Source organism: Pseudomonas cerasi, assembly GCF_900074915.1.
Lineage (GTDB): Bacteria > Pseudomonadota > Gammaproteobacteria > Pseudomonadales > Pseudomonadaceae > Aquipseudomonas > Aquipseudomonas cerasi.
In genome coordinates this window covers 1,261,638-1,281,288 of record NZ_LT222319.1, presented here as the reverse complement: position 1 = coordinate 1,281,288, position 19,651 = coordinate 1,261,638, and the positions used below count along the sequence as shown (strand labels likewise).

10 protein-coding genes and 2 pseudogenes are annotated in these 19,651 nt (G+C 59.3%); 4 read left to right on the top strand and 8 right to left on the bottom strand.

What is annotated here, in order from left to right:
- Window positions 1-9: 9 nt before the first annotated feature.
- From hrpS to PCPL58_RS08270, 3 genes are all read right to left on the bottom strand, one after another.
- Window positions 10-918, bottom strand: a complete 909-nt coding sequence (gene hrpS / locus PCPL58_RS08280; RefSeq protein ID WP_065349214.1) for a transcriptional regulator HrpS — start codon at window positions 916-918, stop codon at window positions 10-12.
- Window positions 919-963: 45 nt separating this feature from the next.
- The gene (gene hrpR / locus PCPL58_RS08275) at window positions 964-1,908 is read right to left on the bottom strand and encodes a transcriptional regulator HrpR (protein ID WP_083188346.1); all 945 of its coding nucleotides are present in this window, start codon (window positions 1,906-1,908) and stop codon (window positions 964-966) included.
- A gap of 1,074 nt (window positions 1,909-2,982) precedes the next feature.
- Window positions 2,983-4,521, bottom strand: coding sequence for a lytic transglycosylase domain-containing protein (locus PCPL58_RS08270; RefSeq protein ID WP_065349212.1), 1,539 nt, complete (start codon window positions 4,519-4,521; stop codon window positions 2,983-2,985).
- Window positions 4,522-4,739: 218 nt separating this feature from the next.
- Here PCPL58_RS08270 and PCPL58_RS08265 point away from each other — a divergent pair, with 218 nt between their 5' ends.
- Window positions 4,740-10,109: an AvrE-family type 3 secretion system effector gene (locus tag PCPL58_RS08265; RefSeq protein ID WP_065349211.1), complete on the top strand. Its 5,370-nt coding sequence runs from the start codon at window positions 4,740-4,742 to the stop codon at window positions 10,107-10,109.
- Window positions 10,110-10,170: 61 nt separating this feature from the next.
- Here the strand turns inward: PCPL58_RS08265 and PCPL58_RS08260 are convergent, their stop codons facing one another.
- The 3 genes and pseudogenes from PCPL58_RS08260 to PCPL58_RS08250 form a co-directional block, all read right to left on the bottom strand.
- A complete protein-coding gene (locus tag PCPL58_RS08260) occupies window positions 10,171-10,560 on the bottom strand; it encodes a type III secretion system chaperone (protein WP_065349210.1) in 390 nt (129 codons plus the stop codon).
- Window positions 10,561-10,658: 98 nt separating this feature from the next.
- A pseudogene (locus PCPL58_RS08255) lies at window positions 10,659-12,813 on the bottom strand (restriction endonuclease).
- Entirely contained in the window at window positions 12,810-13,304 is a 495-nt protein-coding gene (locus tag PCPL58_RS08250) for a CesT family type III secretion system chaperone (RefSeq protein WP_065351024.1), read from the bottom strand. Before PCPL58_RS08250 ends, PCPL58_RS08255 begins: the two are co-directional and overlap by 4 nt.
- A 304-nt stretch (window positions 13,305-13,608) precedes the next feature.
- Between PCPL58_RS08250 and PCPL58_RS08245 the strand changes: the two genes are divergently transcribed.
- The gene (locus tag PCPL58_RS08245) at window positions 13,609-14,820 is read left to right on the top strand and encodes a pectate lyase (RefSeq protein WP_065349209.1); all 1,212 of its coding nucleotides are present in this window, start codon (window positions 13,609-13,611) and stop codon (window positions 14,818-14,820) included.
- 83 nt (window positions 14,821-14,903) lie between these two features.
- Here the strand turns inward: PCPL58_RS08245 and PCPL58_RS08240 are convergent.
- A pseudogene (locus PCPL58_RS08240) lies at window positions 14,904-16,355 on the bottom strand (type III effector).
- Between the two features lie 342 nt (window positions 16,356-16,697).
- On the opposite strand from PCPL58_RS08240, the gene PCPL58_RS08235 reads away from it, so the two are divergent.
- Window positions 16,698-17,642, top strand: a complete 945-nt coding sequence (locus PCPL58_RS08235) for a bestrophin family protein (protein WP_065349208.1) — start codon at window positions 16,698-16,700, stop codon at window positions 17,640-17,642.
- Window positions 17,643-17,729: 87 nt separating this feature from the next.
- On the opposite strand, the gene PCPL58_RS08230 is transcribed toward PCPL58_RS08235, so the two are convergent.
- Window positions 17,730-18,647 carry a LysR substrate-binding domain-containing protein gene (locus PCPL58_RS08230; RefSeq protein ID WP_065349207.1) on the bottom strand — a complete coding sequence of 306 codons (918 nt, stop codon included), beginning with the start codon at window positions 18,645-18,647 and terminating at the stop codon, window positions 17,730-17,732.
- 188 nt (window positions 18,648-18,835) lie between these two features.
- On the opposite strand from PCPL58_RS08230, the gene PCPL58_RS08225 reads away from it, so the two are divergent.
- Window positions 18,836-19,585, top strand: a complete 750-nt coding sequence (locus PCPL58_RS08225; protein ID WP_065349206.1) for an SDR family NAD(P)-dependent oxidoreductase — start codon at window positions 18,836-18,838, stop codon at window positions 19,583-19,585.
- Window positions 19,586-19,651 lie beyond the last annotated feature (66 nt).

Below are 19,651 nucleotides of genomic sequence, written 5' to 3'. Positions count from 1 at the left end.
TGCAAAAAATCAGATGCCCAATTCCTTGATGCGACGGTAGAGCGTACGACGTGGAATATCGAGCTCCAGGCTGGCCGCGTCGATGCAATTGCGGTGGCGCTTGAGCGCTTGCTGAATCAAGGCCTTTTCGATCGCCCGCAATTGGAACTTGAGCCCGCACGCCATGTGCTCTTCGGTCTGCGAGTCAGCCCCCAGCAAGGGGAAGCCCAACACATGACGCTTTGCAGCGGCCTTGAGCTCGCGGATATTGCCGGGCCAGCGATGCCCCGTCAGTACCTGCTGCAGCAACGGGCATACATCGGGAATCGCGACGTTCAGTTCTTTGGCAGACGCCGCCACAAACCGAGTGAACAGCGGCAGGATACGCTCGGGCTGATCGCGCAGCGGCGGCAGTTTGAGGGTCAGCACGTTCAGGCGAAAGTACAGGTCGCGCCGAAACTTCCCCTCTTCGACGGCATCGTCCAGAGAGGCCTGAGCCGACGCAATCACACAGATATCCAGGTGGATCGTGGAGGTCGAGCCCAGACGCTCCAGTGCTCGGGTTTCAAGCACCCTCAGCAGCTTGGCCTGGAGGGCGAGCGGCATGCTATCGATCTCATCCAGATACAAGGTTCCACCCTGCGCCGCTTCGATGTAGCCCATTCGAGAACGGTCCGCGCCGGTGTAGGCTCCACTCACCACCCCGAACAGCTCGCTCTCGGCGAGCGATTCCGGAATGGCCGCGCAGTTCATCGGGACGAAGCGCCCCTGGCGCCCGGACATGTTGTGAATGCGCCGGGCAGTGGTGTCTTTACCGGTGCCGGTTTCGCCCGACAGCAAGACATCGATGCCGAGCTGCGAAATACTTTCGGCAACGATCCCCAGATTGGGTACGCGCTCCGCATCCAGGTCATCGTCAAACTCATCATCGAGATTCATTTCATGACTCCAATGGCATCGGCGTTGCGCGAGCGCAGCGGCGATTCAGGACTCGGCTGCCAGGTCGATATGCGAAGCAACCCCCAGCTCTTTCATGCGGTGGTAGAGGGTCCGCCGGGGCAGTTCGAGTTCCTCGAGCACAGCGTCGAAATTGTGGCGATGCCGCTTCAAGGCATCCTGGATGAGCATTTTCTCGATGACGCGCATCTGCATGCGCAGTCCTGTTACCGGGTCACGCGCTTCGACCGGATCGGCGCCCAGCAACGGCAATCCGAGGACAAATCGCTTGGCAGCGGACTTCAGTTCGCGCACGTTGCCGGGCCAGTCATGACTCAACAGGATCTGTACACGCCCATTGTCGAGCGTTGGAGCGGAGCGGCCGCACTCTGCGGCGATGTCCTGGGTGAACTGGTCGAACAATGGCAAAATCTGCTCGCGACGCTTGCGCAAGGCTGGCAACTGCAGTGTCAGCACATTGAGCCTGAAAAACAGGTCACGACGAAAAAGTCCTTGTTCCACCAGTTCATCCAGCGGGCGCTGGGCCGAGGCGATCACTCGCAGATCCAGGGGTATGAAGTCGGTCGAGCCCAGCCGCTCGACCCCCCTGCTTTCCAGCACGCGCAGGAGCTTGGCCTGAAGGCTCAACGGCATGCTGTCGATTTCGTCCAGATAGAGGGTGCCGCCGTTGGAGGCTTCGATGTAGCCCTCGCGAGCGCGGCACACGCCGGTGAACGCACCATTGACCACGCCGAATAGCTGACTCTCTGCCAACGACTCGGGGATGGCCGCACAGTTCATGCCGACAAAGGGCCCTGTCCTGCTCGACAGCTCGTGAATCCGGCTGGCCAGGGTGTCTTTGCCGGTGCCGGTTTCCCCGCAAAGAAGCAAGTCCATATCCAGTAGCGCACTGTGCATTGCAATTTGATGACCAGCCGATAATGCAGTTACGTTCCAACGCGTTCGAACGTCGTTATCAATGTCTGTGTTCATCGATCACTCTCATAGCGGGAGGAAGGCGGGATATTAATACCACGTCTTACAAGGCACACCTATAGTAATTTAGTTCCCCAACGGCGGTAAAAAATTTCACAAACTCGAGAATCACTATCAAGTAGCGCCAGCACCTTAAGATTCACTCGGTATAGCGAACGCGATTTTACATGACCTTATTAATATATACTTATTCCAAAATTATCATAGACTTACGCTGGCCAAGCATCGCCGCAGGCCCCACAGCTGCTGGGGATCCGGGCGCATGCCCGATCAGGAGCCATAATGAAATCGAAAAATTTGTAACTTGCCAATCGTAGAAAAAACAGTTAGCTACCCCATGAACTTCGATGCCCCTGCACGGTGTGCCGCAACGCGTGAGTTCTTTGCAACAGTAAAAATCGATCAAACCAAAAGAATAAAGCACATGCACTTAATAGATTAACTTTCAATAACATTACAACTAACAAACTCAGGCATAAACCTGTCAATGTCCAACCTGCTCCACACGTTCGAATATAAAGTGCCGGACTGCAAAACAGTGCCCGATAACTGGGCGGATACAACCAAGTTATCAGTCGGATTTCCGAACAGTGCCACATCGCTGATTTGGTTGGATCCAGAATCCCCCCATTTCTTGGGCCCATCTCGCGATAGCTTTTTGCCACACCTGCATTCGGTAATCCGAACGCGTCGCCTTTTCAGAATTTAGATTGTCAGGTTCTGAAAATGGCTAATCGGCTGAAAGGATTCACTGTAGGACAATCTGGCAATCAAGGATTATGGCGCTGTGAACTTTTCCTTCCATAGCAGCGCTGATACCTCATCATCACTGAGATTGTTTCAAAATATGTGTAAGTATTTACTTACAATTCTTTACAAAGTTTGCATGATCCATTGAGAAACATATCTGGTGCAGGTCGGTCAGCCGCCCTTTTTACGCCCCTATAACGGTAAAAAAAGGAGCAAAATTCTGCCTCCGAGGATTTCGGATACACACTGAAAACGCGAAAAAGCACTAAAAAAGGTCAATTTTCAGGTGCTTTAAGGGCTCAGGAGAAAAAAATCGAGAGGTTATTGGCGTGGATCGCTCGCGTACACCACGACACGAGGACCGTTCGGCAGCTCACGCGGCTCATCGCGGTACGCGATCTCGTCGCGCTTGCGTGGCGACGAACGGTCATCGATGTACAGCCTCTTTTGTATCCGGCGGTCCAGTAACGAACGCTTGTTTTGCGATTCAAGCTGTGTCGCCTGCGACGACGCCAGACGCTCAGGCTGGATGGGGTCGGATACAGGCACCCGCTCGGCAGCGTTAACGGGTTGCGCGGCGCCGGGCAAGGGTTCCTGCCTGGCAACCTGCACCACTTTCGGTTGAGGTTCACGTCTGACCGGTTGCACCGATTCCGGTGCCGGCTCCCGCCCAAGAACCTGCATCAGGCCTACGGTCTGCTCGCGCGCTGCTGCTTGCAACGGTCCAGGCGTCGGAGCGCGCTCGGCCACCTGCGACGATGGCTGACGCTCGAGCACGCGCTTTCCAGGGCTGGGCGGGATGACAGCGGTTGTCGGCGACTCTCCGGTGATCCGCTCGATACCAGCAGTCAAAACCTGCGTGTGGGTCTTGGGAATCAGCAAGCGTCCCGGCCCATCCGGGGTCTTTTTTCGCAGGAATGCCGGGTTGAGGCGCAACAACTGCGCCTCATCTACCCCGGTGGTGGCGGCGAGCTGAGTCAGGTCTACCGTGTGGTTGAGCTCAACCACATCAAAATACGGCATGTTGGCGACCGGCGTCAGTTGCACGCCATAGGCGCCTGGATTACGCACCACCAGCGAGAGTGCCAGCAGGCGCGGAACGTAGTCCTGGGTTTCGCGGGGTAAATTCAAATGCCAGTAGTCGACAGGCAAGCCACGCCGACGGTTGGCGTCGATCGCTCGTGCAACCGTACCCTCGCCTGCGTTATAGGCCGCCAGTGCCAACAGCCAGTCGTTATTGAACTGATCATGCAGGCGAGTCAGATAATCCATCGCCGCCTTGCTTGACGCTACGACATCGCGGCGGGCGTCGTAGGTAGCGCTCTGGTTCAAGTTGAACTGGCGACCGGTGGACGGGATGAACTGCCAGAGGCCCGCTGCCGCCGCCGGGGAGTTGGCCAAGGGATTGTAGGAGCTCTCGATCATGGGCAAGAGTGCCAGTTCCAATGGCATGTTGCGCTCATCCAGGCGCTCGACAATGAAATGCAGATAAGGCGTGGCGCGCTTGCTGGCCCCGGTCAGGAAGCCCCTATTGTTCAGCAGCCAGTCACGCTGACGAGCAATACGTTCATTGACGCCCTGCCCGTCCACCAGCCGGCATCGCTGCGCTACCCGTTGCCAAATGTCCTCGCCGTTGTAGACGGGCAAATCGGAAACAGTCGTTGCAGCCAGAGGGTTTGCCTGCGCGTCGTCAGAGCGATGCCCCAGCCCGGCGACCAGTCGCGGTAAGCGGTCCAGGCGCGGCTGTGAGTCATCGACTGACTGACAGCCCACACACAGCGACCCCAAGGCCAGGACGGCGATCTGTATCGAACGAGCCAGCAAACGAGGAGACGAAACGTGGAGGGCAACGGCGGCCATGTGCGGAATGTCCTGAACGTGTCCCCCTACGTGGCACGCCCGCCTTTCCAGTTCCCTGCAACGCGTATTTCGCTTGCGTACGCACAAGCCTGAAACGTTTCAGCCAGCTGTTTTTCTGTGGAACCGGTGCCTTTCCCATGCTACACAGAAGCTGAAGGACTTTTCAAAGGGTTACAAAATCGCCGTCGTCGGGCGGCAAATGGAAAGGGAGATGCACCGTGCAGGCACCAACGGTCAACCGCAATACCGGTAACGTCATTTCGCCAGAAGCAACAGCAAGAGCCGACAACCCTTCAAATCTGCGGCAGCAAACTGAACAGCCGACCCAGCGCTCCTCACATTCCCTGGGGAGCATGGGAAAACGGCTGCTGAAAAGCGTCGGTAAGGTTTTCCAGAAATCCAGGGCACCCCGGCAGTCGGCCGCCAGATCGCCCAGTACACAAACACCCTCAAGCTCGGCGCCGCGCTCCAGTCGCGAGGCCGGCAGAAATACCGGTCGTGGCAATCATTTGCCGGATAACCCGGCGCCGCGCAGCGACCAGCCTCCCAAGTCCATTCTGCGCACCAGTGCGAACAGGGCAAACGCGTCAGGGACGACGACGCATGAAATAGAAGAAGGATCGACGCGGACAGGCACTGCCCCCCGTAACAATCGCCGTGTCACATTCAATCTTCCGCAGGATCAGCTCACACACAGCGCTTCGCAGCAGCTCTCCGCAGAGCCCATGACTGACGAAGAGGCGGTCGCCAGCGCTATGCGCGAACGCCGTAACCCTGGCAGCCGCCTGCAAGGCTCCGATGGTACACGCCAGTCAATGCAACCTGTCGAAACGAACACGGCAAGCAGTTCCGGCACCAAAGCCGACGATCCTGAAGAGCCGCTTGCGCCGCGCAACCCCGGTCTGGAACCTGGCACCAGCGGGCGCTCCGCGCTCAGGAGCGAGCAACGGCTACGCAATGCGCAACCACAGGCCACTGTCAGGCTGAGTGCCGACGGCAAGCCGGATTTCTCTTCGTTCAAGACGCCCGGCATGGCCGCGCTGCTGGACGACATACTCGCCAAGCCCGGACAAACCTATCTGGCGCAGCAGAGTGAGCAAGGCGCGCAAAGCCACCAACTTCTGCAAGCCAACGGGCATCTGCTGCATCTGGCGCAGGACGACAGCTCGCTGGCCGTCATCCGCAGCAGCGAGCCCACACTGCCGGTAGCAGGCGGGAAACCTCCGCCGGTGAACATGCAGCGTGAAGAAAACCACATTCATCTCGACACCCTTGACGGGCGGCGCAGCCAGGAGTTGCCAGGCAAGGCCCATATCGCCCACCTCACCGAGGTCCATCAGACCACCAGCGGCGACCGCATGCGCGTGCACGAAGACCGGCTGTACCAGTTCGAACCGCTCGCCGCTCGCTGGAAACCAGTGAATGATATCGAGGACATCGCTTTCAACCGCCTGATAACCGGAGGCAACGGCTCGGTCTACGCCAAAAGTGACGATGTCGTCGTCGATCTCTCCAGCCCGTTCATGCCGCACGCCGAGTTCAACGACCTGAAGTCATTTTCGGTTGCGCCTGACGATACCGCGGCACTGCTCAGCGGCTCGGACGTGCAGACCGTCCTGCTGACCGACATGAGTCCGGTGATTGGTGGACTGACCCCGAAAAAAACCAAAACCCTTGAACTCGACGGTGGTCAGGCACAGGCCGCCGAAGTTGCCCTGAGCAACGACAGGCTATTTATTGCAGACACGCAGGGCAGGCTTTACAGCACTGATCGCAGCGCCTTCGAAAGCAACGACCCGATGTTGCGCCTGATGCCGGAGCGGGCCGGCTACAGGCTGGACGATCAACCCATGGGCGGCCACAACAGCGTCAGCGGATTCATCAGTGGCGATGACGGTCGCGTGCACGCGCTGATCAGGAATCGTCAGGGCGAGGTGCACTCCCATGCGCTCGATGAGCAGGGTACGAAACTGGAAAGCGGCTGGAACCTGACCAATGCGTTGGTACTGGACAACACACGCGGCCTGACGGTTATGCCAGCGCCCGCCGGGGCTGACCGCCTGCACCTCGACCGTGCCGGGCTGGTCGGCCTGAGCGCCGGTCGTATCCAGCGTTGGGATGCGACGCCACAGTGCTGGAAAGATGCTGGCATCAAGGAGGTGGATCGCTTGCAACGCGGAGCCGACAGCAACGCCTACGTATTGAAAGGTGGCAAGCTGCTCAGGCTGGATGTGGCCCCTAAACACCCCAATGTCGCCTTCGACCACAATACGGCGCTGGCCCAGATAGCACGCTCGACCAAGGTGGCGATGGGCAAGGAAATCGCAGGGCTGGAGAATCGGGTCGTGACCGCCTTTGCCATGGTCAGCGACAAGCGCTTTGTTGTGCTCGATGATCAGAACAGGCTGACGGCCCATAGCAAGGACCACAAACCCATTGATCTGGATACGTCCGCAATCGAGGGAGACATCAAGGAACTGGCCCTGGACGAAAAACACAACCTTTACGCACTGAGCAGCACCGGCAAGCTTTACTGCATGCCCAGAGAGGCATGGCAGGCAACCCGATTCGGAGGCCAGTTGGCCGCCAAATGGACGCCGCTCGCAGCACCTGACGGGCAACCGGTCAAAGCGCTGTATAGCAATGATGACAATCGCTTGAGCGTCCAGGTCGAGGACGCCGCCGGTCAAGGCCTGATGCAACTGAAAGAGGGGCAGTGGCAAGCGTTCGAACAGCGTCCCGTGGAAAAAAACGGCTTGAACGACGTCTACAATCGCATCACGCGAGCGCACAAGACCTGGCGGATTCCAGGCACCGGGTTGACGGCCAAGCTGGACATCAATGCATTCGGGCGCAGCGGCATGGAGAAAAGCAATCGTCCCGCCGCCAGCGAGGCTATTCGGGCCAATGTCTACAAGCACACGCTGGAACCGCCTCGCTGGATGAAGAACGTCGGCAACAACATCCAGCATCGCTACCATGGTCGCGAGGGCCTGAAGGAGCTCTACAAGAAAGAGCTGATCGCGTTCAAACAACTTGAACTGATTCATGAAGCCGGCGGCGCACTGCCGACCCCGGGCAACGATCTCAAGGCGCGGATTGCGCGCCTGCAGCTTGGCCCTGAAGGCGCTGAGCTGGCAAAAGAACTGGAAGTATTCCGCGACGAACTGGAGAAGCACGCCAGGACCGCGTTGGAGAACATCGGCAAGGATTACGGCAAGCTCAAAAACCTGAGGCAGAACGACGGCGTGCTCAACCAGCACAGCGAATTGGCAAAGTCGTCGAAACGCACTCAGCTAGGCAAGAAGCTGGCTGAACTGGGGTCGATGCTCAACTTCAAAAGCTCCGGCCATGATTTCGTCAATGAGCTGGATAACGCACTGACCCGGGTCGCCCCGTCCGCAGAAAACCCAACGGCCGCAACGCTCAAGCGGCTGAAAGACAACGGGGTAAAGCTTTCTCACACCAAAACCGATATCGGCCTGGGTCAACGCCGCGATGCCAATGAAGATCACGGGCTGAGCAAGGCCCGCCTGGCGCTGGATCTGGTCACCCTGAAAGACCTCGGCGCGCTGATTGGCAAGGTTGAGCTGCTGGCACGCAGCAGCGACCTGCCCAGGCTGCAAGCGGAATTGACCTCGTTACGCGATGTGACCTATGGCGAGAACCCGGTCAAGCAGGTCACCGACATGGGCTTTACCGATAACGCAGCACTGGAAGGCGCGTATGACGCGGTCAAGGCGTTCTCGAATGCACTCAAGAAATCCGACCACGCTGTCAGCGTCAATATGCGCGCGGCAACCGGCAGCCAGGATCAGTCCGAGCTGGCCGACACGCTCAAGGCCATGCTCAAAAACCTGGAGCATGGCGACGATGAAATCGGCGTGCAACGCAGTTACGGGCTGAACCTGACCAGCCCGTTCGCCGTCCTTGCCGACAAGTCGACAGGCCCGTGGCCGACCGCCGGGGCTACCGGCAATCGCAACTACCTCTTCAGTGCTGAACGTTGCGAAGGTGGCGTGACCCTGTACCTGATGAGAGAAGCGGCCGGCAATATCAGCGGCGGCGTGGGGGGTGGCAAGGACTACTGGCCTGGCTTTTTCGACGAAAACCACCCTGCCCGCAGCGTCGATATCGGTAACAACAGCAAGATGACCCCGAACTTCCGTCTTGGCGGAGACGTGACCGCAACCGCTGCCGCCAGCCAGCGTGCCGGGGTGATCTTCAATGTAGCGGACGACGAAATCGACGGATTCGTCGACGACCTGTTCGAAGGCAAGCTCAACCCCTTGCAGCTGTTGAACAAGGTCAAGGACCACGAAACCTATGAAGCGCGCCGCTTCAATTTCGATATCACGACAGGCTTCAGCGCTGATATGCGCGTCGGCTTCGGTCTGTCGGAGGCCGACAGCGCGCCGCTTTCCGCCGTTGCGCGTCTGGGCGTGGCGGCGAATGTCACGGTCAACCTGCTGAGCTACACCGATTACTCCCTGACCCAGAAGAACGACAAGACAGAGCTGCGCGAAGGCGGCAAGAACCGGCCGCGCTTTTTCAACAGTCTGATCTTCGGCGGACAGGCGCGCGGGCAGATCGGTGGCACGCACACCAACGCCACAGCGACCCCGGCCTCCGCTGCCGGGCCGACGCCAGCGACTCAATCGGCGGCCAATAACCTGGGGGTCGCAGCGAACGTGACCATCGATGACAAAACCGTCAAACGGGTCAAGTTCCGCTTTAACGTAGCGACCCCGATGAGCACCGAGAGCCTGGACAAACTGTCGAAAAGTCTCGCTGCAGCCTTCAAGGATAAAGCCACGACAGCCCGCCTTGCAGCGCTGCAGGATCCGCTGAACGCGCTTTACGCCGACATGGACCCTGAGCAGGCCACTCAGGCACGACTTGACGAGCTCAAAGCGCTGTTTGCCGACAGACCTTCGCAGAACGACACGCAATACAAGGCGCTTCGAGACCTGAAACGGGCGGTCGTGCAACACGAAGCGTCGATCAACAATCACAGCGTACTGGACAATGCCCGCTTCGAAACCAGCAAGACCAACCTGTCCGGCCTGAGCAAGGAAAGCATCCTCACCAAAATCATGAGTTCGATACGTGACGCCAGTGCGCCCGGCAACGCCTCCAGGGTCGCCGAGTACATGCGTCAGGACCCGACGCTCAGCGCCATGGTCAAGCAGCTTGAAAACAGCCAGGGCACCCTCGCCCGGGTACGCCTTGAACCAAAAGACTCGCTGATCGACGAGATCGACGAAGGCAGCCGCAGGGGTACGCTGACGCAGACCGAACTCTCCGGCCTTCTGGAAAATCGCAACAACATGAGGATCAAAAGGCTGGTGGTGTTCCATGCGCCACCGCAGACCGAGAACTTCACGTCACCCACGCCACTGATCAGCTACAACAGCGGTGCGTCGTTGAGGGTGAACAAGACCCTCGGGCGAATCAATTTCATCTATGGCGAAGACCAGGACAAACCCATCGGCTACACGTTCGACGGGGAGCTGTCGCGGCCCTCGGCATCGCTGAAAGAGGCGGCAGGCGAGTTGAAACTGTCGGGCTTCGAAGTCAAAAGCTGATAGCTGAAACAACGCAAAAGCGCCGCATGGAAGCGGCGCTTTTGCGTGCACCCCCGTCTGCTCAGGCGTGCAGAAATGCGCGGGCTTCGCGTGCCTGAGCAATAAAGCCACGCGTCACGTCGCAAAAGGCTGGCTCATCGAGCGACAACAGCTCACGTTGCGCACACAGACGTACATCGCCCTGATCGACGGCAAACCAGCAACCGTGCAAACGGGCGACATCGAAGTTCAGGCTCAACAAATGCTGCAAATCGGCAGTGCGTTCAGGGCAGCGCCCGACGCGGCAATGAAAGATGACCATTTCACTGTGCTCGGGCAGCTCGATGACGGCGGCTTCGTTATCCTGGCCGTCATACAGCGCGCATACCCCGTTCTGCCAGGTAAGCGAAGTGCCAAGCTGGGTACCCAGCGCAGTGATGAAACGGGAAAACTCATGTTGCGAGGTATTCATCGTCATAGTCCTTTAAGAAAAGCCTGAGCTGACCAGGCAGTGAGTGGCTGCCTGGCGCTGTCGGTTCCAAAAGAAAGGCTCAGCCCTGGTTGCTTTCGTCAGCGTCGGCGCCCCTCCTCCATCGCCGTCAGTTCGACAGCAGCGGCGTCATCAACTGCTGGCGATTATGTTTCCGCTGGTTTGAGTGCATCGCGCAACGAGGACACGCCGCTTGCTACGCCGTCTTCCACGACACGCACCGTATCGACCACCACCTGGGTCGGTAATTGCAGCGCACCCCTGGCCATGTGATAGGCGTTTTCCACGGCTCTGGGGACGCCACCCAGGGTAGCTGGCTGGAACGTATGCGGCAGTGAAGCTCTGTCCGGATGGCGGATGTTGCTCAGGGCGGTTTCAGTGCGGGCTACCATTGGCGTGGCGCCGCCCATGCCCGCCTCTTTCAAGGCCTTGGCCTCGGCCGTAACCGACTGGTTGGCATACAGGGTCGACAGGTAAGACACCGAACCGGTTGCCGCCAGCGCCATGTTGCGCAGGATATTACCCGCGCTGAGCGTGCCGGATGTACCTTCGGGCTGGACTGCCACCGGTGGTAGCGCGCCGTTCAGCGCTGCGCTCTGCACACCTGAAACAGCCTTGCTGTAGAACGCGGTGCGTACCGCCGGCTCGCGAAGGTCCAGGCCTTTGGCCAGGTCCTTGCCCAGGTCGGCATTGGCGCGGTCCGGGGTGAAGACCGGGATCTTGCGTCCGCGCGGATCGACATAGGTCGAGTTCAGCTGTGCAATGGTCTGGGTGGTGGCTGATATGGCCCCGGCGATCCCGGAGGTCACCGCTCTGGCCGACAGGGTCTGGCCATTGAGCAGATTGAAATCATTCAGCATCTGGCGTACCGCCTGCCCGCCACCAAAGGCACCGTAGGGGATCATCTCACCCAGTGGGTGGGTGGACGAAACCTGAACCTTTTTCTGATTCAAAACCGCTCGCTCGCTTTCGACGAAGGCTTTGTCCTCAGCGGCTTCTTCAGGTGTTTTTCTGACCAGTGCGCCGTTGTCGTTCTTCAACTCAAAAGGGTCGGGAATCACCGAGTCGGTATCAATCCCCTTGAGCGGTACCATATTCAGCCGCTCATTGAGGCCGGTTTTCTGAAACCCGGCCTGCACGATCGGCTTCAACAGGTTGGTAATGCCCTCATGAGCCACCCCGGCAGTCAGTCCTACGGCCAGGGCCCGCTTCATGCTGGCGTCGGCGCTCTTTCCGGGAACGGCATCTTTCATCGCGTCACCGGTGGCCGTAAGGATATACCCCAGGTGGAGCATGGACACCATAAACTGCGGCACCGCTGCCGCGACGATCGGACCGACCCCCTTCCAGCCGCCGACCGAGTTGCGATCAACGTTCAGCTTGTCGATCAGAGCATCCATTTGCGTGTGAGCGGCAACGGCATTCAGCCGCTTGGCTTCAGGCGATTTGCAGAAGTCGGCGTGCAGGTCGCTCAGCATCGCTCTGGCCGTTTCCAGCGCCTGTCTATCCATCAGCAGACTCGGTCTGCTGCCCTCATTGGCGCCCTCCAATTGACTGTCCAGTGCGGCGATGCGTTCGTCCAGCACCGCGAGACTGTGGTTCAACCCCGCTTCGATGGACTTACTCGCCCGACCGGCGTATTCGCCCAGCGCAGCCTGACTGACCCAGCGTGTTGCGGTCGCGCAGCCCTCCGGGGCCGAATCCATCAGCCGTCGCGTCGTGCATGAGCTGGAAGTGTTCCAGCTGGTCTGCGAGCGACTGGGCAAAGCCCTTGATCAGTTGCTCGGTCTCGGCCTTGCCTGGCACATGCCCTGGCTCAGCGAATCGTCCGAGCGTTTGCTGCAAGTCGGAGCCATGAAACTGTTTCAACTCATAACGCTCAGGCGCCAACCGGGCGGCCATGACTTCGAAGGGCAGCTTTTCAGACTGCAACAAACTGCCGATCAGCAGGGCCGCGTTAGAGCTGATAGTCGGTGTGGAAGTGCCTTGTACGGTGGGCTGTTCGGCACGAAACTTCTGCAATGTCGGCAGATGTCGCGGCGCGACTGGCAGGCGAGCGGCGCCAGCCGCCGAGCTTTCCGGCGCCTGCGCCGCCGACTGGCTGGCGGTCAGCGGCGGGTTGCTGCCCGGGCTTACCGCGTGTGGATGAGCCTGGGCGACAGCGGCAGCTGGCTGCGGCTGGTTCGCCTGGACGATCTCGGTACTGCCTGATCCGCCGACTCGTGTGCCGATCATTGGAACCTCCCGGCGCTCGCAGGATTATCACGCATGGTTGCCTTGGAAGCGGGCATATTGAGCGGGGCACCCGCAGTGCCCACCGGTCCCATGAAACCGTGTTCGCGCCACTCTCTGGCCAGGTCGGCAAAGGACTTCATCAACAACAGCACGCCCTCGGCTGTCGCTCGTTCAAGGCCTATCGATCCCATCAGCAGCACTCGGCCGGTCTGGGCATTCCAGGAGAAAGCCGGGCTGTGGGCACCCGAACACATATGAAAGTTGATGTCCATCAACGCCAGCAATGCGCTGTCGCGATTGCGCGCGGGCAACGCGCCCATATCCCCATAGATCAGAATCGCACGCCCCTCGTCGCGATCCTGATAGTGAAGGGTGAAGTCGACGTCGCTGATTTTGAAATTGGCTGACTCGTAAAAACGTTCGGGTTCGGAGATCAGGCTGAGCGCGCAAATCTCATTTATAAGCGTTTGATACTCATCATTTTTGTTCATTTCACGGCCTCTGAGTGCGATGTGGGTCCACACCATTTTTTTGCTGGCGTGCGCGCACTGAGTCGGAGGGCAAGGTGTTTTGGTTCCTTGGGGCGAGTCGGCCTCTCCAGACACGTACATCGGGATCATCGCCAGTCAACGCACACAAACGGGAACCCATCCCACCGTGTTGCCACTCACTTCGGGCAACGCCAAGGCAGAGTCCTCATCGACCTATAGAGCCCGACAAGGACGCGGCGATCAACGCCGGTAACTCCGGAAGACGACGCTGGTTCATATGTCCATCCCATCGAGGTAAAGCACCATGAGCATCGGTATCAACTCCTCCACCACCTACCAACCCGCTTCAACCCAGCTGGACTTCTCGGCGCTGAGCGGCAAGAGCCCACAGACCAATACGTTCAGCGAGGAGAGCACTGCACAGGCCGTCGACCCGAGTACCCTGCTGTTCGACACTGCCAGCCAGAAAGACGTCAGTTTCGGAAAACCCGACAATACGGTTCAAAGCCCCACCGACAGCAGCGCTGCAACTGACCCGCAGTCCAACGTCGTCAAGCTGCTCAGCGCGCTCGTCACATCGCTGCTGCAAATGCTCATGAACCTCAATAAAAAACAGGACACGGGTCAGGACTCCAACGAGTGGCAAGACCCGTTTCAAAACAATGGCGGACTCGGTACGCCATCGACCGAAGGCGGTGACGGTGGTACGCAGGAAGCTTCAGGCGGTGACGAGGGCGGCGGCACGCCTTCGACCGAGGACGGAACCGGTGGCGGTGGCGGTGGCGGTGGCGGTGGCGGTGGCAGTGATGGCGTAACGCCTCAAGTCACCCCGCAACTGGCCAATCCCGGCCGCAGCTCGGGCAACGGCACGGTTTCGGATACAACGGGATCCCTTGAGCAATCCGGCAACGTCAATGTCGTGAAAGACACCATCAAAGTAGGTGCTGGCCAGGTGTTTGACGGTCACGGTGCAACCTTTACCGCCGACAAGTCGATGGGCACCGGCGACCAGGACGAACATCAGAAGCCCCTGTTCGAACTGGCCGAAGGCGCTGTGCTGAAAAACGTGAACCTGGGTGAGAACGAAGCCGACGGCATCCACGTGAATGCCAAAAACTCGGAGCAAGTCACCATTGATAACGTGCACGCCCAGAACGTCGGTGAAGACATGATCACGGTCAAGGGCGAAGGAGGCGCAAAAGTGACCAACCTGAACATCACTAACAGCAGCGCCAACGGTGCCGATGACAAGGTCATTCAACTCAACGCCGATACTCACCTGAAAGTCGACGGTTTCAAAGCCACCGATTTCGGTACGCTGGTCCGCACCAATGGCGGCAAACAGTTTGATGACATGAGTGTCGAGCTCAATGGCGTGGACGCCACCCATGGCAAGTTCGCACTCGTCAAAAGCGACAGCGATAACCTGAAGCTGGCCACTGGCGACATCGCCATGAGCGACGTCAAGCACGCCTATGACAAGACCAAGGCGTCTACCCAGCACACCGAGCTTTGATACGACGCATACATGAGGAACAAGCAAAGGGGCGCATTCCATAGAGGGCGCCCCTTTCCTTTACCGGCTATGGTTGGAGACGCTTATGAGCGCCCTGGCTGGAACGGCACCGCGCTAGGTGAACCCGCTGCAATGCCACCCTCTTCGATGTCCGGCTCACGAGCATTGCGACGACGTAATGTGTCACGCAGGGATGCCCCCGTCGCAGCAATCGCCTCACTACTCGCGTCGATGCCCGCCCTGGCCAGCTTGACAGTCTGATCGGCTACATAGCTGGTCGAACTCGACGCCGCCGATTTAACCGTATCCTGCAAGAACGACTCGGCCTTTTTCACTGTGGGATCGGTTGCGACTGCGGCCGTGGTCCAGGCTGCGAACACACCTGCCGAGCCGGCCATATTGGTCAGTTGGCTGACCGCCGCCTTGGTGGCCGGGTCAGTGATATTTTTGGTCGCCATCTCCTGCAATTTGCCCACGCCGGCAAAGCCGCCCGCCAGGGCCAGCCCGTTTTGCGCAAGACCGGTGGCCGACACCAGGCTTCTCACCGCTTTCAGGCCGTCGGTGGCGACGTCAAGCGGCAGACCCGCCATCCGCTTGCCGGCGTTCAGCGCCGCGCCGGCGTAGCTGGCTGACTTGATCGCATTGTAGGCCTCAAGCCAGTCGGTTTCTTCGCTCAAGTCTGCCTTGGGTTCCTTGTCCTTGATGCCGAGCACGAATGCACCGCCGCGCAGGTGATCACGCGCCTGCACACTGAGCATCCGATTGCCGAACCCCGCGTTGGCCGCCAGGCCACCTGCGGCCGACACGCTGATGTCGACCGCACCCTGCACGGCGGGTCTGGATGCCAGTGCTGGCGCCAGCACGGTACGCACCGCATTACGCGCACTGTAAGTCTGAACGGCAATGCCCAGATCGACCGCCTGACGCATGACACCCGGCGAATGACGCTTCACGGAAGCAGCCATCGCATCATGCAGTTTCTCAGGCGAGGTGCTCAGGTAGTGCAGGTCGCCCGTGGCGCGATTCATGACCGTAGTGCCCACCTGATCCATGACACCGGACAGCGCTCCGGATACAAATGGCGTCAGGGGTTTGAGCGGCGTCGGCAGCCAGTCGCCCTTGTTGATGGCAGGCTGCATGTACTGCAACACCGACGCAGCGGCAAACGGCGTGGCACGTAGCGCGGTCGAAGCGGTGGTTGCCATCCTGTCGAACTTCTACGCCTTGGCGAAGGTTTCGCCAATGCTGGCAGGCGTTTCGCCCTCGTCCAGCAAGCGTCTGGCGCGAGTATCGATGATGTTGTCGATCTGCTCGTTATGCGCATGAACAGCGTCCTGATCGACGGCCGACTCACTCAACGGCAGTTTGTGCGCAGCGAACACATGATCTTTCAAGTAATCGGTAATAGCTTGCAGATTGGTCTGCTCGGCACTGCTGAGCTCGCGTACGGAACTGGAGGCAGACGATTCCGATGCGGAATAAAACCGCTCCAGCTCGATGCTGGGGTGCGGGCTGCCGGTTCGGTTGATGTTCATGGAAACTCCCTCTCTATTGCGTAAGTTGCGTAGCAACGCGACGAGACGGGTCTGGCCGGACGACTTGCTTGTGAACAGGCAAGGCAATGGGGCGTCGGTCCGAGAGTGATAGGAATTGCAAACGTCCGGGTGCCCGTCAGCGAAGAGGACCGACAAGGCTGTGTGGTCGCAACTGTGCCGGGGGTTCCAGCTGTCGGCATGGGCCGCCATGGTCAAGACAGGCGTGACTGTTTCGCCACCATGGAGAATTAAGCGAGCTTTAAGCCTCGGTCAGTAAGTTTGCAGCGTGGCGTGTTGATTGACCGCGCCAAACCTCTTCCAACCCAGCAAAGGAGTGCCGCAATGTCTGGTCCTTTTGAAAAAAAATGGCGGTGCATCAGCAGAACGGTCACCTACGTTGGCTGGTCACTGTTCTGGCTTCTGCTCTGGGACGTGGCCGTGACCATGGACTTCATGTTGGTCCAGGGTGCTGGGATAGATCTCCCGCTGATGCCGCTTACGCTGTTGTGCTCGGCGCTTATCGTGCTGATCAGCTTTCGCAATTCCAGCGCCTACAACCGCTGGTGGGAGGCACGCACGTTATGGGGCGCGATGGTCAACAGCTCGCGCAGCTATGGCCGTCAGGTACTGACCTTGATTGAAGGCAACGCCGATGAGCGCGGCAACCCGGTGAAAGAAGTGCTGTTCAATCGTCACATGGCTTACCTGCGGGCACTGCGCGCTCATTTGAAAGGCGATGTCAGCAAAGCGAAACTTGAAGGGCTGTTATCGGATTCCGAGATTCAGCGCGCAAAAGAGAGCAACAACTTTCCCAATGACATCCTCAATGGCTCGGCGGCCATGATCTCCGAAGAGTTTGCCGGAGGGCGAATCGACAGCATCCGCCTGGCGCGACTGGAGTCGACCATGGTCGAGCTGTCCAACTGCCAGGGCGGAATGGAGCGCATCGCCAATACGCCGCTGCCCTACCCGTATGTCTATTTCCCCAGACTGTTCAGTACCCTGTTCTGCATCATCATGCCGCTGAGCATGGTGACCACTCTGGGCTGGTTCACCCCGGCGATATCCACGGTGGTCGGCTGCATGCTGCTGGCAATGGACCGCATCGGCACTGACCTGCAAGCCCCGTTCGGCGCCAGCCAGCACCGGATCCGCATGGAAGACCTGTGCAACACCATCGAAAAGAACCTGCGCTCGATGTTTGACGCACCGGCAAGGCAAAGTCTGGTGATTGACGCGCAAGACCAGCAGGGCAGCGCTTGGCAACCGCATCGGCTGGTCGTTTAGAAGCGCTTGATTGGCGTGCCGATGTTCAACGTTGGCACGCCACCCGGGACATTGAGCATCCCATTGCCAGACCACAGGCAGCACGGTTCAAAACACAAATCCCTGCCCCAGTTCGCCTTCCATCCATTCCAGAAATCGCCTGACTCTGGGGAAGCTGGAGTGCGCCTTGGGGAATACCAGATGGTGCGCGGCGACCGGTGCAGTCAGGGCTTGAGGGGCAACTTCGATCAACTCACCCGTGGCCAGGTATTTTTGCGCCAGCAACGTACTTTCCAATGCAAACCCCAGACCGTGGCTGGCCGCTTCGAGCGTCATGTATGAGCGGTCGAAACTCAGCGCGTAGGGCTTTTCCGGACGAGCCAGACCATGCCGGGCAAACCATTCAGGCCATTTCAGCAGTGTGGCCTCGGAGAGAATCAGTTCGCGGTCGAGCAAGCCAGCGGCGCTCTCCACCGGACGTCGCGCCAATAGCTGCGGAGACGCCAGCACAGCGAATTTCTCGTCACGCAAGGTACGCACTTCATAACTCGGCCAGTTCGGCCTGCCATGCCGGATATCGACGTCGATCTTGTCCCTGCTGAAATGCAGCGACTCGTAAGAACACGACAGGTTGATCTGAATGTCCGGATGGCTTACGCGAAAGGCTTCCAGCCTGGGCATCAGCCACAGCAGCCCGAAACTGGGCGCAGAATGCAGACGCAGGCAATCGAGGCTGACATCGCTGGCGGCACGCTCGGTGGCGACGACGAGACTGTGCAGCACTCCGGAGACATCTTTCAGATACTGCTCACCGACCGGCGTCAGGGTCACACCACGGGCGGCCCGAACGAACAGCTGGCGACCAATCAAGGCCTCCAGCCGGGCCAGTTGGTGACTGACCGCCGACGGCGTCAGATCCAGTACTTCGGCGGCTCTTGCCAGGTTGCCAAAGCGCGCCGTCTGCTCGAAAGCCTGAAGCGCTTTCAGCGGTGGCAGGCTCAGCGGTGCATCGTCATCAGGCCGCATGGATGCTCCGACGTGTCCGATTATTCGAGTTTCGTTCATTCAACCACTCGCCTGTCGAATTGACGAGAGGTGAATTTTTTTCAGCATCCAGTGATTTTTGCGGCATTGCTCAGGATCGGCACCGGGAACACTCTGAAGTCATCGATCACCCGAATCGAACCCAATAACAATAATCAGAGGTAACCCTCATGCTACTTCAAGGCAAAATTGCAGTGATCACCGGCGCGGCGTCGGAACGCGGTATCGGTCGCGCAACCGCGATCACCTTCGCCAACAACGGCGCACGCGTGGTGATTATCGATCTCGACGAGTCCGCAGCACGCGATGCCGCCGCCGCACTGGGCGAAGGTCATCTCGGCCTGGCGGCCAACGTCGCCGACGAACGTCAGGTTCACGAGGCCGTCAGCAAAATCATCGCGCACTATGGTCGCATCGACATTCTGGTGAATAACGCCGGTATCACACAACCCATCAAGACCCTGGACATCCGCCCTTCCGATTACGACAAGGTGCTCGACGTCAGCCTGCGCGGCACCTTGCTCATGTCGCAAGCGGTGATCCCGACCATGCGCGCCCAGTCCTCGGGCAGTATCGTGTGCATGTCTTCGGTTTCCGCCCAGCGCGGCGGCGGTATTTTCGGCGGGCCTCACTACAGCGCAGCGAAAGCCGGCGTGCTGGGCCTTGGCAAGGCAATGGCGCGGGAATTCGGCCCCGATCAGGTGCGTGTCAACTCCATCGCTCCCGGCCTGATTCATACCGATATCACCGGCGGTCTGATGCAGGATGAGCGACGCCACGCGATCATCGACGGCATTCCCTTGGGCCGCCTGGGCGCAGCGCAGGACGTGGCCAATGCCGCGCTGTTTCTGGCCAGCGACCTGTCGTCCTACCTCACCGGTATCACGCTGGATGTGAACGGCGGCATGCTGATTCACTGACCGCGAGTGGACGGGCTGGCAAACAGCCTGTGTTTGTTCTGGATCGACGATACGCCAGGCGGTTGC

What these genes read in the sequence shown, in the direction of transcription:
- PCPL58_RS08235 (WP_065349208.1), top strand. Translation starts at nt 16,698, where the DNA reads ATGTCTGGTCCTTTTGAAAAAAAATGGCGGTGCATCAGCAGAACGGTC.
- hrpS (WP_065349214.1), bottom strand. Translation starts at nt 918, where the DNA reads ATGAATCTCGATGATGAGTTTGACGATGACCTGGATGCGGAGCGCGTA.
- PCPL58_RS08245 (WP_065349209.1), top strand. Translation starts at nt 13,609, where the DNA reads ATGAGCATCGGTATCAACTCCTCCACCACCTACCAACCCGCTTCAACC.
- PCPL58_RS08250 (WP_065351024.1), bottom strand. Translation starts at nt 13,304, where the DNA reads ATGAACAAAAATGATGAGTATCAAACGCTTATAAATGAGATTTGCGCG.
- PCPL58_RS08230 (WP_065349207.1), bottom strand. Translation starts at nt 18,647, where the DNA reads ATGCGGCCTGATGACGATGCACCGCTGAGCCTGCCACCGCTGAAAGCG.
- hrpR (WP_083188346.1), bottom strand. Translation starts at nt 1,908, where the DNA reads ATGAACACAGACATTGATAACGACGTTCGAACGCGTTGGAACGTAACT.
- PCPL58_RS08225 (WP_065349206.1), top strand. Translation starts at nt 18,836, where the DNA reads ATGCTACTTCAAGGCAAAATTGCAGTGATCACCGGCGCGGCGTCGGAA.
- PCPL58_RS08270 (WP_065349212.1), bottom strand. Translation starts at nt 4,521, where the DNA reads ATGGCCGCCGTTGCCCTCCACGTTTCGTCTCCTCGTTTGCTGGCTCGT.
- PCPL58_RS08260 (WP_065349210.1), bottom strand. Translation starts at nt 10,560, where the DNA reads ATGAATACCTCGCAACATGAGTTTTCCCGTTTCATCACTGCGCTGGGT.